Here is a 13,050-nt window from a genome sequence, read left to right on the forward strand (position 1 = left end):
CGCCGCCATCGCGGCTGCCGCGATCGGCTTCGCGGAGGTTGGTCCCAACATCAAGCGCGCGACTCACATCGACTTGCGCAAGGTTGCCCAGGCATGGCGCGACCCGGCAGTGCGGCTCGTCAACCTCGGGTATCTCGGCCACATGTGGGAGCTCTATGCGATGTGGGCGTGGCTCGGCCTGTTCCTGCAACAAACGCTCGCCTCGCACGGCGTGGCCGATGCGCGGCCCCACGCGGAAGCGCTGACGTTTTGTGTGATCGCGTTCGGCGCGGTGGGGGCGTGGGCCGGCGGCTGGCTCGCGGACCGCGTGGGACGCACCGTCGTCACCATCGGCGCGATGGCGGTGAGCGCGTCATGCGCGGCGGTGATCGGCTGGCTGTCGGATGCGCCGATGCCGGTGCTGATCGCCGTGGCCTTCGTGTGGGGCTTCTCGGTCATCGCCGACTCGGCGCAATTCTCCGCCAGCGTGGCGGAGCTTGCCGAGCCGTCTTCGGTGGGCACCTTGCTGACGGCACAGACGTGTGCGGGATTCCTGCTGACGCTCGTGAGTATTCATCTGGTGCCGGACGTGGTCGCGCATCTCGGCTGGAAGGCCGGGCTGGGCATGCTGGCCATCGGCCCGGCGCTCGGCTGTGTCGCCATGTGGCGGCTGCGCGCTCATCCGGACGCGCGCCGGCTGGCGGGCGGCAAGCGCTAGCCGTCTCCTCTTTTCTCAACGCAACTTGTCGGACACAAGTCATGACTTCCTACCCAGAAATCCGGATGCTGATCGGCGACGCGTGGCGCAGTGCGCCGGGTGCGTGGCGCAATGCCAGACAATAGCGGCGCGTCACAAGGATCCGGTGGAACCCGCGGTGATCTCCGTGTGCATGATGCGCGCGGGCGACACGGACAATGTGATTCCGGATAGCGCCGAATTGCGCGGCACGATCCGGACCTTGTCCTCGGCGGTGATGACTGAGCTGCAGCGTCAAATGAAGCAGATGTGCGACGGGCTGGCGGCAGCGTATGGCGCGTCGATCGAGGTGGAGTTTTTCCAATACTATCCGGCGACCGTGAATTCGCCCGCCGAAACGGCGCTATGCGAAACGGTGATTCGCCAGTTGTTCGGCGATGCCGCCACGCATGCGAGCGTCGCGCCGAACATGACGTCGGAGGACTTCGGCTTCATGCTGGAGGCAAGGCCGGGGACTTACGTGCTGATCGGCAATGCGCCGCATGCGGGTACAGCGTCCGGCTTGCATCACCCGTCGTATGACTTCAACGACGAGATCATGCCGGCCGGGGTGCGGTATTGGGTCGGCCTCGCGCAGGCGTATTTTTCGCGGCGGTGAAGACCGGGCCCGAATCCGAAGCGGATATTGTCGGCGCCGGCGCGGCCCTATAATCGAGCGCACCGACCACGGAAATCCGCACGATGAACACGCTGGCTCATCCGCTCGAACCGGCCGACGCAACGCTGTCCGGCATGCTGTCGCATTTCACGCTGCTCGAGCCCGTGTTCGACGCGATGCCGGACGTCGTGTTCTTCGTCAAGGATGTGCACGCGCGCTACGCGCTGGTCAATCGCACGCTGGTCTCGCGCTGTGGCTTCAAGGAAAAGACCGCGTTACTCGGCAAGACCGCCGAGGACGTCTTCCCGCGCCGCTTCGGCCGCATCTACATGGCACAGGACAAAGCGATCATCAACGTCGGTAACCAGATGATCGATCAACTGGAACTGCACCTGTATCCCGGCCGTCAGCCGGGCTGGTGCCTGACCTGCAAGCAGCCGTTGCGCGATCCGGCGGGCAAGGTGGTCGGGCTCGCCGGCATTTCGCGCGACCTGAAAGCGGACGAGAGCCGTCATCCAGCGTATAGCCGGCTCGCCGCGGTGGTGCAGTCCATCCAGGAAAACTACGTGCAGCCGTTGAATCTGAAGCAGCTTGCTGCGATGGCGGACATGTCGGTGGCGCAACTGGAGCGCTACTTTCACAAAGTGTTTCATTTGACGCCGCGCCAGCTGTTGCTGAAAACACGGCTGGATGCGGCCACCGCGCTGCTGGTCTCGCACGACAAAGTCACCGACGTCGCCGCGCTCTGCGGCTACACCGACCACAGCGCCTTCACCCGTCAATTCAAGGCGACCGTCGGCGTCACGCCGACCGAGTATCGCATGCTGCTGCACGGCACCGCTTCGCGCAGCTGAGCGGTCTGCCGCACATGGTTCGTCGCAGGCACCATTACTACGTGTATGTCGTCGCGCTCGACGACAAGGTCTGGAACGAGGCGCGCTTTCGCCGCGCGAATCCGGATTACCGGTTCGACAAGCCTTGCGTGTACGTGGGAATGACGGGACTGGACCCGGATCTGCGATTCGACCGGCATAAGGCCGGCATTCAGGCAAATCGCTATGTGCGCGATTACGGCCTGCGCCTCGTGCCCGAGTTGTATGAAGTGTTCAACCCAATGCCTTACCGCGGCGCACAGGATATGGAAGTGGAATTGGCGATTGGACTACGTGAGGCGGGATACGGCGTATGGCAAGCGTAAGGTGCGTGCGAGGGGGGGCGGCTAAACGACGCACTATGAAGTGACGCGTTATTTCACGCCCAGTCCGCGCAGCACGGCATTGCCTTCAGGCGTCAGACGAATATGCGAGTCGCCTGCATCGCTTGAGACCGTTTCGATCAGGCCGGCTTCGTGAAGCTGCGGAATCTCGGGTTTCGCTGAGGCATCGATCGGCGCGTGCAGCAATAACAGCAGCGTGGCCAACTCGTGGTGGCTCAACAGACGCCGCAGGATCGTGGGCCGCTTTGCCGGCACCGGTGTGTCGTTCGTGTTGTGATCGGGCTGGTTCATGGGACCGCACCTTGTGCGAGGGTTGTGACGGGATGGATGATGCAGACGAAGACTTAAACGATTCTTAAGATTTATTGTCCTGTAACACCGTGACACGAAGATGGCATGGCAGAACGTTACTTGTCGTTACATCTCCCCCGGTCATTCCTTTGATTACCTTACGGCGCGCAGGTTTTGCTCGCTGCTTCGATCCACAGATTGCCCACGTGACGCTTGCCGGCGTAGTAGCGGTAGGTGGTCGCGCCGTTGTCGCTGCGCACCTTGACGATGTTCGAATCGCCGAAGTCGAGCATCTGACCTTGCGGGATCGCGGTGGATTTGAACGCGGCGTTGTGGCTGGTTGCCACTTGTGTCAGGCAGGCGACCACGTCGTTGACCGAGCGCTGCGTGTTGGTGTCCGTGACGGGCTCGCCGGCATCGGGGTTCTTCTGGAAGTACGCGCAAGCGCTGAGAAGGAGGGGAACTGACAGGACTACGGCAAGCTTCTTCATATCTCTCCTGGCGTTTCATTCGGCCGACGGAACGTGCCACCCGCATGGGCAGCGGGCGCGCCGCAGTGGCCGTGGATCAACCGGCATTATATCGGTGTGGCGCGCACGCCTGAGCGGGTGCAGCATGGGCTGTGCCCGATGAGAGGGAAATCGGCGACTGCGGAGCGCGGTTCGCGGAGGATGTGGCCAGCCCGCAATCCGAAGCCCCAGCCTAGCCGGCCAACCCCCTACCTGCGCCGCTGCGCCTGCGCCGCGAGCCGCACAGCCGCATTGGCCGCGCCATACCCGTCATAACCGCCACGTCGTTCGACAATTTCCAGGAAAAAGCGCTGATCCAGTTGTTCGGTGTAAGCGTGGAAGAACTCGCCGCCGCGTTCGGCGCGGTCGTACAGAATGTTGTGTGCGCGCAGCGCGTCGAGCATCTCGTCGGACAGCGCGTAGCGGGCGGCCAGGTCCTCGTAATAATTACGCGGAATGCGCAACACCGGCAGACCGTCGGCGACGAATTCGGGAATCGCGCTGAAAATGTCGCCGGTGCTGAACGCGACGTGGTTCAGGCCCGAGCCGTGATAGGTGTGCAATGCCTCGGCCACCGCCGTGTGATGATCCACCGACGCATTCAATATGATGCGCACCGATCCGTCCCGGCTGCGCAGCGCGCGGCTGCGCACCAGCCCGTATGGGTCGGGCACCAGCACACCCGGCTCGGCCTGAAAGCCGAAGGCGGTGCGCAGAAACAGAACCCAGGTATCCAGCGAAGGGGCCGGCACCGACAGACAAACGTGGTCGATCCGCGAAAGCGGCCCAACTTCAGTCGGACCGTTGACGTCGGTCAGGACGAAATCGGCTTCGAACAACGTGGGCTGGTCCGGCGTTTCGTCGACGAAATAGTTCAGGCTGCCGTCGGGCGCCTGCACGGCCGGCAGCACGCGTTCGTTCGGGCCGATCTGACCGGAAAACGGCGCGTAGCCGAAGCCGGCGGCGCGCTCGAACGCCTGACGGGCGTCGTCCACATGAAACGCCGACGCGCACAGCGACAAACCATGCTGCTGGAAAAAGGCATTGGCGAAGGAATCCGGCTCGGCGTTCAGCACGATCGACGCCGCGCCATGCTGAAATAGCGTCACATCTTTCGAACGATGCTGGCCGGCCTGGCGAAATCGCAACTTGCCAAGCCAGTCGACCAGATGCGCACGGGTGGTGTGGTCGACCGCGAACTCGAGAAACTGGTAGCCGACATGCGCGGGCGCGGCGGGCGACTGGTAGAGATCGCCGGGCGGCTGCTGCGTGGCGTCGAGCAGCGCGCGAGTCTGTTCCTCGAGGAACAGCAGCGAACGATGGCCGTCCGCCGCGGTGATCGTGGTCGGTGCGGCGCGGAAACCGTCGTTGAAAATCTCGAGCGAAAGCGGCCCGCTGTAGCCGGTTTTCACGACCTGCGCGGTGAAGCCGGCCAGATCGAAATCGCCCTGGCCTGGGAAACAGCGGTAATGACGGCTCCATTCGAGCACGTCCATGGCGAGCTTCGGCGCGTCGGCGATTTGCACGAAAGCGATCCGCTCGCCGGGAATCGCGGCAATGCCGTCCACCGTATCGTTTAGCGACAGCGTATGAAAACTGTCGAGCACGAGCCCTAGATTCGGATGATTGACCGCGTTGACGAGCTTCCACGCATGGCGGTAGGTCTTCACATGCTTGCCCCACGCAAGCGCCTCATAACCGGCGATCACGCCGGCCGCTTCGGCCGCGCGGGCCAGTGCGCCCAACTGGTCGGTCATCAGCGCATCGTCGCCGATGGTGTCGGGCGAGACGTTGCTGCACACCAGAATCCGGTCCGTACCCAGTTCGTGCATCACGTCGAACTTGCGCCTCGCCCGTTCCAGATTGCGGGCGAGACGCTCCGGGCTCACCCCGTCGAAATCTCGGAACGGCTGGAACAGCATGATCTTCAGCCCGAGATCCTCGGCGATGCGACGCACGTCGGCGGGCGAGCCGTCGAAATACAGCAGGTCGTTCTCGAAGATTTCCACGCCCTCGAAGCCCGCCGCCTGAATGGCGGTCAGCTTCTCGACGAGGGTCCCGCTGATCGACACGGTGGCAATCGAACGTTGCATGAACGGCTCCTGCAAAACGGTGAAACGGCTGTTGGGGGCGGCGCGCAGCGGGCGCGCCACCGCGTTCGCATGCCAGACCGGCGTCATGCTGCAACCGCGAAAAATGGTCTAGCTGGTTACCAGAGACTATCTGGACACAGGCAGCAAGCGCCTACAAGCCCCCACATTAACCGAAATTTCCGACAGTTTATACAAACTAACTAGATGGTACAAATTCGTATAAACCCCGAATGACGATTGCCGCCAATGCGCGCACACTGCATTCACGTTGTAGAGCCGCGGCGCGTGGCTCGCTTCACGCCTTACCTTTTTGCGGGAGTGGTCGTCATGAGTTTTGCATCGGTGCTGGTCCTCAACGGACCGAATCTCAACCTGCTCGGCACGCGTGAGCCGGCTTTCTATGGCTCGGAAACCCTCGACGACGTCGCGAAACTGTGCCGCGACGCGGGCGATCGGCTGGATCTGTCGATCGACTTCTGCCAATCGAACGCCGAACACCAGCTCATCGACTGGCTGCATGCGGCGCGCACCAAGGTCGACGGCATCGTGATCAATCCGGCGGCTTACACGCATACCTCGGTGGCGATTGCCGACGCGCTCACCGCGATCGAAAAGCCAGTCATCGAAGTGCATATTTCAAACGTGCACCGCCGCGAAGCGTTCCGGCATCACTCGTATGTGTCAGCGGTGGCCGACGCGATCATCGTCGGTTGCGGCACGCAAGGCTATGTGCTCGCTCTGGAGCGGATGGCAACCATCCTTAAGAATAAGGTGGCGAAATGAACGCACAAGCGCACACTCAGGCGAGTCCACGCTCCTATTTAGTAGGTCTGATCGGCTCGGGCATTGGCGGATCGCTCACTCCCGCGATGCACGAGGAAGAGGGCGGCAAGCTCGGCCTGCACTATGTGTACCGGCGTATCGATCTGGACGCGTTGAAGCTCGACATCACGGCGCTTGCGGATCTGCTGGTTGCCGCCGAACGCATGGGCTATAACGGACTGAACATCACGTACCCGTGCAAGCAGGCCGTTATCCCACTGCTCGACGAATTGTCCGACGACGCACGTGCCCTCGGCGCGGTCAACACGGTGCTGCTCAAGGACGGTAAGCGTATCGGCCACAACACCGATTGGTCCGGTTTCGCGCGTGCGTTTCAACGCGGGTTGCCGGACGTGTCACTGGAGCGCGTCGTGCAACTGGGCGCGGGCGGCGCGGGCGCGGCGGTCGCGCATGCCGCGCTGACGATGGGCGCGCAAACGCTCACGCTGTTCGACGTGGATGCCGCGCGCGCCGCCGCGCTCGCCGCGGAATTGCAGAAGCGTTTCCCGAACTCCACCGTCAGCGCCGGCAGCTCGCTGAAGGAGTCGCTCGCCGCCGCCCACGGCCTGATTCACGCAACGCCGACTGGCATGGCGAAATTGCCGGGCTTGCCGCTGCCGGTCGAATTGCTGCATCGCGATCTGTGGGTCGCGGATATCGTGTATTTTCCGATCCGCACCGCGCTGCTGCAGGCCGCCGAAGCGCTCGGCTGCCGCACGCTGAGCGGCGGCGGGATGGCGGTGTATCAGGCCGTCGACGCGATGCGCATCTTCACGGGGCTCGAACCCGACGCCGAGCGCGTTTACACGCATTTCCAGTCCTTGTTGCCACGCCCCGAAGCAAGTCCCCGGGCGGGACGCTAAGCCGGAAGTACACGCACCCCGATACCCGGTAGGAAATCAGACCGAGGAGACAGAACGCCATGCCGCAACCGATCCAATCCACGCCCGCCGACCCGGCAGGCCAAATGAAGGCCACGGTGAGCACCGCGCGCCGTTCGAAAGCCCGCTACCAGATTCTCTCGCTGCTGGCGATCGGCACCATGATCAACTATCTGGACCGCACGGTGCTCGGCATCGCGGCGCCGCAGTTGACGAAGGAGCTCGGCATCAATGCGGCGCTCATGGGGCTGCTGTTCTCCGTGTTCTCGTGGAGCTATGTGGTCGCGCAGATTCCGGGCGGCCTGTTTCTCGACCGCTTCGGCAGCAAGCTCACCTATTTCCTGTCGATGACGTTCTGGTCGCTGTGCACGCTGGCGCAAGGGCTCGTGCATGGCATCGGCGCGTTGTTCGTGTTCCGGCTCGGCCTCGGCGTGTCGGAAGCGCCGTGCTTTCCAACCAATAGCCGCGTGGTGGCCACCTGGTTTCCGCAGAGCGAACGCGCGATGGCGACCGGCACGTACACGGTCGGCGAATATATCGGCCTCGCGTTTTTCAGCCCTTTCCTGTTCATGCTGATGGGCGCGTTCGGCTGGCGTTCGTTGTTCTACGTGGTGGGCGGCGTGGGCCTCGTGTTCGGGGTGATCTGGTGGATGTTCTATCGCGAGCCGAAGGATCATCCGAGCGTCAATCAGGCGGAGCTCGACTATATCGAGGCAGGCGGTGGCCTGACGCATCGGAAGAAGGACGCCGATTCTGCCGCTGCAAAGGCGGCAGCGGCTGCGCCGGCCGAAAAGGCCAAAAGCGGCTTCGAATGGCGCACCATTGGACGCCTGCTCAAGCATCGCCAGCTGAGCGGCATCTGCCTCGGCCAGTTCGCCGGCAATTCGACGCTGGTGTTCTTCCTCACCTGGTTCCCCACCTATCTGGCCACCGAACGCCATATGGCATGGCTGAAGATCGGCTTCTTCGCGATCATGCCGTTCATTGCCGCGTCGATCGGCGTGATGTTCGGCGGCATCTTCTCCGATTGGCTGCTGCGTCGCGGCAAGTCGCCGAACGTGGCGCGCAAGCTGCCGATCATCGCCGGCCTTCTGCTCGCGTCGACGATCATTCTCGCCAACTATGTCGAGAGCAACGTGGTGGTGATCGCGATTCTGTCGGTAGCATTCTTCGCGCAAGGGATGGCGGCACTGGGCTGGACGCTGGTGTCGGACATCGCACCGGACGGGCTGCTCGGCGTGACCGGCGGCATCTTCAACTTTGCCGCCAATCTGGCCGGCATCGTCACGCCGCTGGTGGTGGGTTTTATCGTTGCGGCAACCGGCTCGTTTGTCGGGGCGCTGGTGTTCATCGGCGCGATCGCGTTGATCGGTGCGCTGTCGTATATTTTTGTCGTCGGCGATATCAAGCGGATCGTGCTGGTGGATTGAGCGGCGCAGTGCGCAAAAAATGGCGTGTGCGAGTGACGCACAAATGAAAAGCGGGAAGTGGCCAAGCCACTTCCCGCTTTTTTGCTTCCGGCCTCGCTGGCTCGTGCCTCCCCGAGCCGGCCTCGCTTCAATCTTCCTTGCGCACGAAACGCAGCACGGCGTCGACGATCATCGCGCGATGCCGCGCGCGCAGACGCGGGTGCGACGGATCGCGGCCGAACGCCGTACCGAAGGTATGACGATTGCCCACGCGGTGAAAGCACAGCGAACTGATCATCAGGTGCAGGTCGATCGCATCGACGTCGCTGCGAAACTGTCCCGAGGCAATACCGCGCGAGAGCAGATCTTCGATCGTATGAATGACGGTGACGTTGCGGCCTTTGAAGCTTTTTACCTGCTCGACATACTTGGCGCCGTGAATATTCTCGATCGTCACGAGCCGCACGAAATCGCGCTGGCGGTCGTGATAGTCGAACGTGAATTCCACCAGCGCGCGCATGCCTTCAATTGGATCGAGCTCGCTGACGTGCAGATCCTGTTCGAGCGCGCGAATGTCGCCGTACACTTTTTCCAGCACGGCCTGGTACAACCCTTCTTTACTGCCGAAGTAGTAGTACAGCATGCGCTTGGTGGTGTTCGTGCGCTCCGCGATCGCGTCGACGCGCGCACCGGTCAATCCCATCGCGGAGAATTCCTGGGTCGCGACTTCGAGGATGTTGCGCTTTGTCTGTTCGGGATCGTACTTGCGTCGGGCGTCGGTACGTGGAGCCCCGGACGCGATGCCGGTGGTATCAGGCTCGGCGGCCTTGCTTGCCTTTTTCATTGTGTATTCGAGCACCAGTGACGGCGCATTCTAGCATGGCGAAACCGGCCTCTGGCGCGGGTCTCGGGCACCGGCGGCTCGGTCTGTGCCGCCTGGCGAGGCGCGTCATGGGCTGAATCACGGCGCCGGCCGCGTCGAGGGACGCCGGGCGGCGAGTGCGTCGCGTGTCTGCATGGTGGTGTAGGTGAGTTGCGCGGCCGCGAGCCCGAGCGTGCCATAGGCGGGCGTCAGACCGAAGGCCGCGAAAGCGTCGGGTACCGGCCGTTCGCCGGAGATGGCCGCCGCCAGCAATTCGCCCGAGACGGTGGTCGGCGCCATGCCGTGTCCGCCGAAACCGACCGCGTACCAGACGCCGTCCGTGCTGCGGCCGATCTGCGGCATCTTGTGCCGCGCGTAGCTCATCAGGCCGCCCCACGCGTGTTCGATTCGCACGTCGTGCAGTTGCGGATAGACCTTCAGCAGATCGCGCCGCAACAGCCGTGCGATCACCTCGGGCGCGCGATCGCGCACCGAGATGCGGCCGCCCCACAGGATGCGGGTGTCGGGCAGCGGGCGATAGTAGTCGAAGGCGAAGCGGGTGTCGTAGACGGCGGCGCGGGTGTCCATCGCTTCTTTCAGGCGGGTGCCGAGCGGTTCGGTGGCCATCACGTAGGTGGCGATCGGCAGCACCGCGCGCTCGACCCGTGCGTAGACGTTGCGCGCATAGCCGCCGCCGGCCATCACCACGTGGCGCGCTTCGAGCGCGCCGTGCGCAGTGTGGACCACAAAACCGGCAACCTCACGTTGCAAGCGCACAACCAGTGACTTCTCATGAATCCGCACCCCCGCACGAGCCGCGGCGCCGGCGACGCCGAGCACATATTTCAGCGGATGAAAATGGAACGCGTTGCGCTCGAACAGACCGCCGTGATAACGGCTCGTCTTCAGCTGTGAAGCGAGCGCCGTAGCGGATACCGGTTCCCACTCGACGCCGAACGAATCGCGCATCAAGCGCCGCTGCGTGTCGAGCCTCGCCGGTTCGTCGAACCAGTTGGCGAGGATCACGCCGGCGTCGGTCACGTCGCAGTCGATACGGTAGCGCTGGATACGCTTGCGCATCAGATCGACGGCGTCGGTGGTCAGCGTATAGAGTTCGCGCGCGCGGACCGGCCCGAGGGTCTTCAGCAGATCCGCGCAATCGAGGCTGTAGCCGCCGAACACGAAGCCGCCGTTGCGGCCGGAGGCGCCGAAGCCTACCTGCTCGGCTTCGAGCACGGCGACGTCGGCGACGCCGCGCTCCGCGAGTCCCAACGCCGTGGACAAACCCGCGAGGCCGCCGCCGATAATGCACACGTTGACGCTGCGCCGGCCGGTGAGCGGTGCGTAAGGTGAGGCATAAGCGGACGAGTGTCCGGCGGAGCGCGCGACGGTGGCTTCGTAAAAGCTTTGCATGGGGTCAAGAGTAGCGGGAATCTCACGCTCGCGTCCAGCCGTCCAACCCTGTCCGGGCCTGCCTGGATTACGACGCGTCAAACGCAAGGCCGGCACCCGCATACAGCGAGCGCCGGCCTTGCCAGCCGGTTCCCAAACAGATCAGGACACCGGCAGCAGCTTGCCGCTGAACACCACCGGACCCGTCGGCGCGTTGTGATTGGGCGAGCCGCCCGGCGCTTCGATCGAGACCGCCAGCGCCGCGTAGCTTTCCGGCTTTTGCTGACCGGCCGTCACCTTGCCGCTGGCGCTGTCCGGCAGCAGGCCGAGCGACACCGGATGGCCGTTGGCCGGAATGCCCCACAGCTCCATCGCCCGGCCGGCCGGCACCTCGACCTTGCCGAGCGGATGCAGCGTCATGGTGGAATGGGCTTCATCCCACGCAACCAGCATGACCGGATGCGTGTCCTTGTCATTCAACACCGCGACGTGCGAAACCGCCGTTTCCGCTTGCTGCGCGACAGTCGGCGCGGTGGAAGGCGAAGGCGTCACGCCGGCCGGCAGCAGCGAGCGCACGGCGACCACCACCGCGACGACGGCCAGCCCGGTGACGCCGAGTGCCCAGCCACGCCAGAACGCAAGATTCTCGAACAGGCTGCCCGACGGACGCGCGGGTTTTTCGACCACGGTGCGTGGCCGTGCCGCCTCACGGGCGGCGCTCAAGCCGAGACGCCGTTCGATGGCATCCCACACGGCGGCCGGCGGCATGCGCGGCTCCGCGAGTTCGGCCAGCGGCGAGATGCGCCGCTGCCATTCCTCGACGGCCTGACGGACGACGGTGTCGCCGTCCACGTAACGTTGGAAGCGGCGCCGGGCCCCGCCGCGCAGGGTGCCGAGCACATACTCGGCGGCCAGCATATCGACCAGCTGAGGATCGCGATGGAGATTCATCACTCACCTCCCAGACAGGTTTTCAGCTTGGCCAAGCCGCGCCGGATCCAGGATTTGATGGTGCCGAGCGGCACCGTCAACGCCTCGGCGATCTCGCTATGGCTTTGGTCGCGCAGGTAGGCGAGGGCCACTGCCTGACGCTGCGCCGGTTCCAGTTGCTGCATGCAGCCCGCCAGCAAGCGCGCCTGCAGGCTGACCGCGCTCAACGCTTCGGGATCCGGATCGCCGGTGGCCACGAGATCGTCCAACGCATCGCTCCATTCTGTTTCCTGCGTGTGGACCCGCCGCAGGTGATCGAGAGCACGGTTCCGGACGATCGCCGACATCCACGTCATCGGCGCGGACAATGCGCGGCGGTAGTCGCCGGCAAAGCGCCAGATATTGACGAAGCTGTCCTGCAGGACTTCTTCGGCCCACTCATGCCTGCTCAATATACGGAGCGCAAGGCCAAACAGTTTCGGGGCGGCGAGATCATATAGCTCGCGCAGTGCCCCGGCGTCTTCTTTGGCAATGCGTTCGAGCAGCTCGGCGAGGGTTTCCGGCGTCAGTTCTCGAGGATCGGCGGTCATGGAAAATGGAGTGGTGGGCTTGCGGGCCTATGTTACTCAATTTCCTCCTGGTCTAATTCAATTTCCTGCTGGTCTTATCTGTCCCACCGCAACACCAGAGGATCGAGCCGGCGCGCGACCTTCAGCAAGCCCGCGCGCGTCGCCGGATGCATCGGCGGCAAGGGATGGCGTACCGCGTCCGATCGAATCACCCCGCCTTCTTTCATCAAGGCCTTGCACGACGCGAGACCGCCCTGGCGGTTTTCGTAGTTGATGAGCGGCAGCCACTGCTGATAGTGGGCGGCGGCCGCTTCGGTGTCGCCTGCCGCATAGGCGTCGATGATCAAGCGGATGCCATCCGCGTAGCCGCCGCCGGTCATCGAACCCGTTGCGCCCGCATCGAGGTCGGCCATTAGCGTGATCGCTTCTTCGCCGTCCCAGGGACCCACCACGGCGTCGCCGCCCAGTTCGATCAGCTCGCGCAGCTTGTTGGCCGCCTGCGGCACTTCGATCTTGAAGTACGAGACGTTCTGCAGTTCCCGCGCCATGCGCGCGAGAAACGGCGCGGACAACGCCGTGCCGCTAACGGGCGCGTCCTGGATCATGATCGGAATTCCGATCGCGTCGGACACCGTGCGGTAGAACTCATAGATGCCGCGCTCGCCGATGCGGATCGTCGCGCCGTGATACGGCGGCATGACCATCACCATCGCGGCGCCCGCGGCTTGCGCGCTGCGGCTGC

Annotated in this window: 14 protein-coding genes and 1 pseudogene; 7 read left to right on the forward strand and 8 right to left on the reverse strand. The window is 64.0% G+C overall.

The window, feature by feature from the left end; all coding sequences use genetic code 11:
• The 4 genes and pseudogenes from QOC89_RS23215 to QOC89_RS23230 all read left to right on the forward strand — a co-directional run.
• A partial coding sequence (locus tag QOC89_RS23215) for an MFS transporter (protein ID WP_323047161.1) occupies positions 1 to 697 on the forward strand: 697 nt, incomplete at its 5' end.
• Between the two features lie 103 nt (positions 698 to 800).
• Positions 801 to 1,334: pseudogene (locus tag QOC89_RS23220) on the forward strand (M20/M25/M40 family metallo-hydrolase); the annotation flags it as partial.
• 83 nt (positions 1,335 to 1,417) lie between these two features.
• Entirely contained in the window at positions 1,418 to 2,188 is a 771-nt protein-coding gene (locus QOC89_RS23225; protein WP_323047162.1) for an AraC family transcriptional regulator, read from the forward strand.
• A gap of 14 nt (positions 2,189 to 2,202) precedes the next feature.
• Positions 2,203 to 2,532: a hypothetical protein gene (locus tag QOC89_RS23230; RefSeq protein WP_179740848.1), complete on the forward strand. Its 330-nt coding sequence runs from the start codon at positions 2,203 to 2,205 to the stop codon at positions 2,530 to 2,532.
• A 48-nt stretch (positions 2,533 to 2,580) separates the two neighbouring features.
• On the opposite strand, the gene QOC89_RS23235 is transcribed toward QOC89_RS23230, so the two are convergent.
• The 3 genes from QOC89_RS23235 to QOC89_RS23245 form a co-directional block, all read right to left on the reverse strand.
• A complete protein-coding gene (locus QOC89_RS23235) occupies positions 2,581 to 2,841 on the reverse strand; it encodes a hypothetical protein (protein WP_179740849.1) in 261 nt (86 codons plus the stop codon).
• Between the two features lie 158 nt (positions 2,842 to 2,999).
• Positions 3,000 to 3,332 (reverse strand): hypothetical protein, encoded by a 333-nt coding sequence (locus QOC89_RS23240; RefSeq protein WP_323047163.1) that lies wholly within the window; start codon positions 3,330 to 3,332, stop codon positions 3,000 to 3,002.
• Between the two features lie 227 nt (positions 3,333 to 3,559).
• On the reverse strand, positions 3,560 to 5,443 hold the full coding sequence (locus QOC89_RS23245; protein WP_323047164.1) for a bifunctional sugar phosphate isomerase/epimerase/4-hydroxyphenylpyruvate dioxygenase family protein: 1,884 nt from the start codon (positions 5,441 to 5,443) through the stop codon (positions 3,560 to 3,562).
• Between the two features lie 327 nt (positions 5,444 to 5,770).
• Here QOC89_RS23245 and aroQ point away from each other — a divergent pair, with 327 nt between their 5' ends.
• The 3 genes from aroQ to QOC89_RS23260 are packed head-to-tail and all read left to right on the forward strand — an operon-like array spanning position 5,771 to position 8,576.
• Positions 5,771 to 6,226 carry a type II 3-dehydroquinate dehydratase gene (gene aroQ / locus QOC89_RS23250; protein WP_323047165.1) on the forward strand — a complete coding sequence of 152 codons (456 nt, stop codon included), beginning with the start codon at positions 5,771 to 5,773 and terminating at the stop codon, positions 6,224 to 6,226.
• Positions 6,223 to 7,128 carry a shikimate dehydrogenase gene (locus QOC89_RS23255; RefSeq protein ID WP_323047166.1) on the forward strand — a complete coding sequence of 302 codons (906 nt, stop codon included), beginning with the start codon at positions 6,223 to 6,225 and terminating at the stop codon, positions 7,126 to 7,128. The genes aroQ and QOC89_RS23255 overlap by 4 nt, the downstream gene beginning before the upstream one ends.
• Positions 7,129 to 7,187: 59 nt before the next feature.
• A complete protein-coding gene (locus tag QOC89_RS23260; protein WP_323047167.1) occupies positions 7,188 to 8,576 on the forward strand; it encodes an MFS transporter in 1,389 nt (462 codons plus the stop codon).
• Positions 8,577 to 8,703: 127 nt separating this feature from the next.
• Here the strand turns inward: QOC89_RS23260 and QOC89_RS23265 are convergent, their stop codons facing one another.
• From QOC89_RS23265 to QOC89_RS23285, 5 genes are all read right to left on the reverse strand, one after another.
• The gene (locus tag QOC89_RS23265) at positions 8,704 to 9,399 is read right to left on the reverse strand and encodes a TetR/AcrR family transcriptional regulator (RefSeq protein WP_323047168.1); all 696 of its coding nucleotides are present in this window, start codon (positions 9,397 to 9,399) and stop codon (positions 8,704 to 8,706) included.
• Positions 9,400 to 9,516: 117 nt separating this feature from the next.
• Positions 9,517 to 10,830: an FAD-binding oxidoreductase gene (locus QOC89_RS23270; protein WP_323047169.1), complete on the reverse strand. Its 1,314-nt coding sequence runs from the start codon at positions 10,828 to 10,830 to the stop codon at positions 9,517 to 9,519.
• Positions 10,831 to 10,971: 141 nt separating this feature from the next.
• Entirely contained in the window at positions 10,972 to 11,760 is a 789-nt protein-coding gene (locus QOC89_RS23275) for an anti-sigma factor domain-containing protein (RefSeq protein WP_323047170.1), read from the reverse strand.
• The gene (locus QOC89_RS23280) at positions 11,760 to 12,329 is read right to left on the reverse strand and encodes an RNA polymerase sigma factor (RefSeq protein WP_323047171.1); all 570 of its coding nucleotides are present in this window, start codon (positions 12,327 to 12,329) and stop codon (positions 11,760 to 11,762) included. The genes QOC89_RS23275 and QOC89_RS23280 overlap by 1 nt, the downstream gene beginning before the upstream one ends.
• Before the next feature lie 74 nt (positions 12,330 to 12,403).
• The coding region (locus QOC89_RS23285; protein WP_323047172.1) for a dihydrodipicolinate synthase family protein at positions 12,404 to 13,050 on the reverse strand (647 nt) is incomplete at its 5' end.

Source organism: Paraburkholderia sp. (assembly GCF_034668105.1).
Classification (GTDB): Bacteria; Pseudomonadota; Gammaproteobacteria; order Burkholderiales; family Burkholderiaceae; genus Paraburkholderia.

Excerpts from the sequence above, each read along its gene's own strand:
- QOC89_RS23240 (WP_323047163.1), bottom strand. The coding sequence starts at position 3,332 with ATGAAGAAGCTTGCCGTAGTCCTGTCAGTTCCCCTCCTTCTCAGCGCT.
- QOC89_RS23270 (WP_323047169.1), bottom strand. The coding sequence starts at position 10,830 with ATGCAAAGCTTTTACGAAGCCACCGTCGCGCGCTCCGCCGGACACTCG.
- QOC89_RS23235 (WP_179740849.1), bottom strand. The coding sequence starts at position 2,841 with ATGAACCAGCCCGATCACAACACGAACGACACACCGGTGCCGGCAAAG.
- QOC89_RS23280 (WP_323047171.1), bottom strand. The coding sequence starts at position 12,329 with ATGACCGCCGATCCTCGAGAACTGACGCCGGAAACCCTCGCCGAGCTG.
- QOC89_RS23265 (WP_323047168.1), bottom strand. The coding sequence starts at position 9,399 with ATGAAAAAGGCAAGCAAGGCCGCCGAGCCTGATACCACCGGCATCGCG.
- aroQ (WP_323047165.1), top strand. The coding sequence starts at position 5,771 with ATGAGTTTTGCATCGGTGCTGGTCCTCAACGGACCGAATCTCAACCTG.
- QOC89_RS23225 (WP_323047162.1), top strand. The coding sequence starts at position 1,418 with ATGAACACGCTGGCTCATCCGCTCGAACCGGCCGACGCAACGCTGTCC.
- QOC89_RS23245 (WP_323047164.1), bottom strand. The coding sequence starts at position 5,443 with ATGCAACGTTCGATTGCCACCGTGTCGATCAGCGGGACCCTCGTCGAG.
- QOC89_RS23275 (WP_323047170.1), bottom strand. The coding sequence starts at position 11,760 with ATGAATCTCCATCGCGATCCTCAGCTGGTCGATATGCTGGCCGCCGAG.
- QOC89_RS23255 (WP_323047166.1), top strand. The coding sequence starts at position 6,223 with ATGAACGCACAAGCGCACACTCAGGCGAGTCCACGCTCCTATTTAGTA.
- QOC89_RS23260 (WP_323047167.1), top strand. The coding sequence starts at position 7,188 with ATGCCGCAACCGATCCAATCCACGCCCGCCGACCCGGCAGGCCAAATG.
- QOC89_RS23230 (WP_179740848.1), top strand. The coding sequence starts at position 2,203 with ATGGTTCGTCGCAGGCACCATTACTACGTGTATGTCGTCGCGCTCGAC.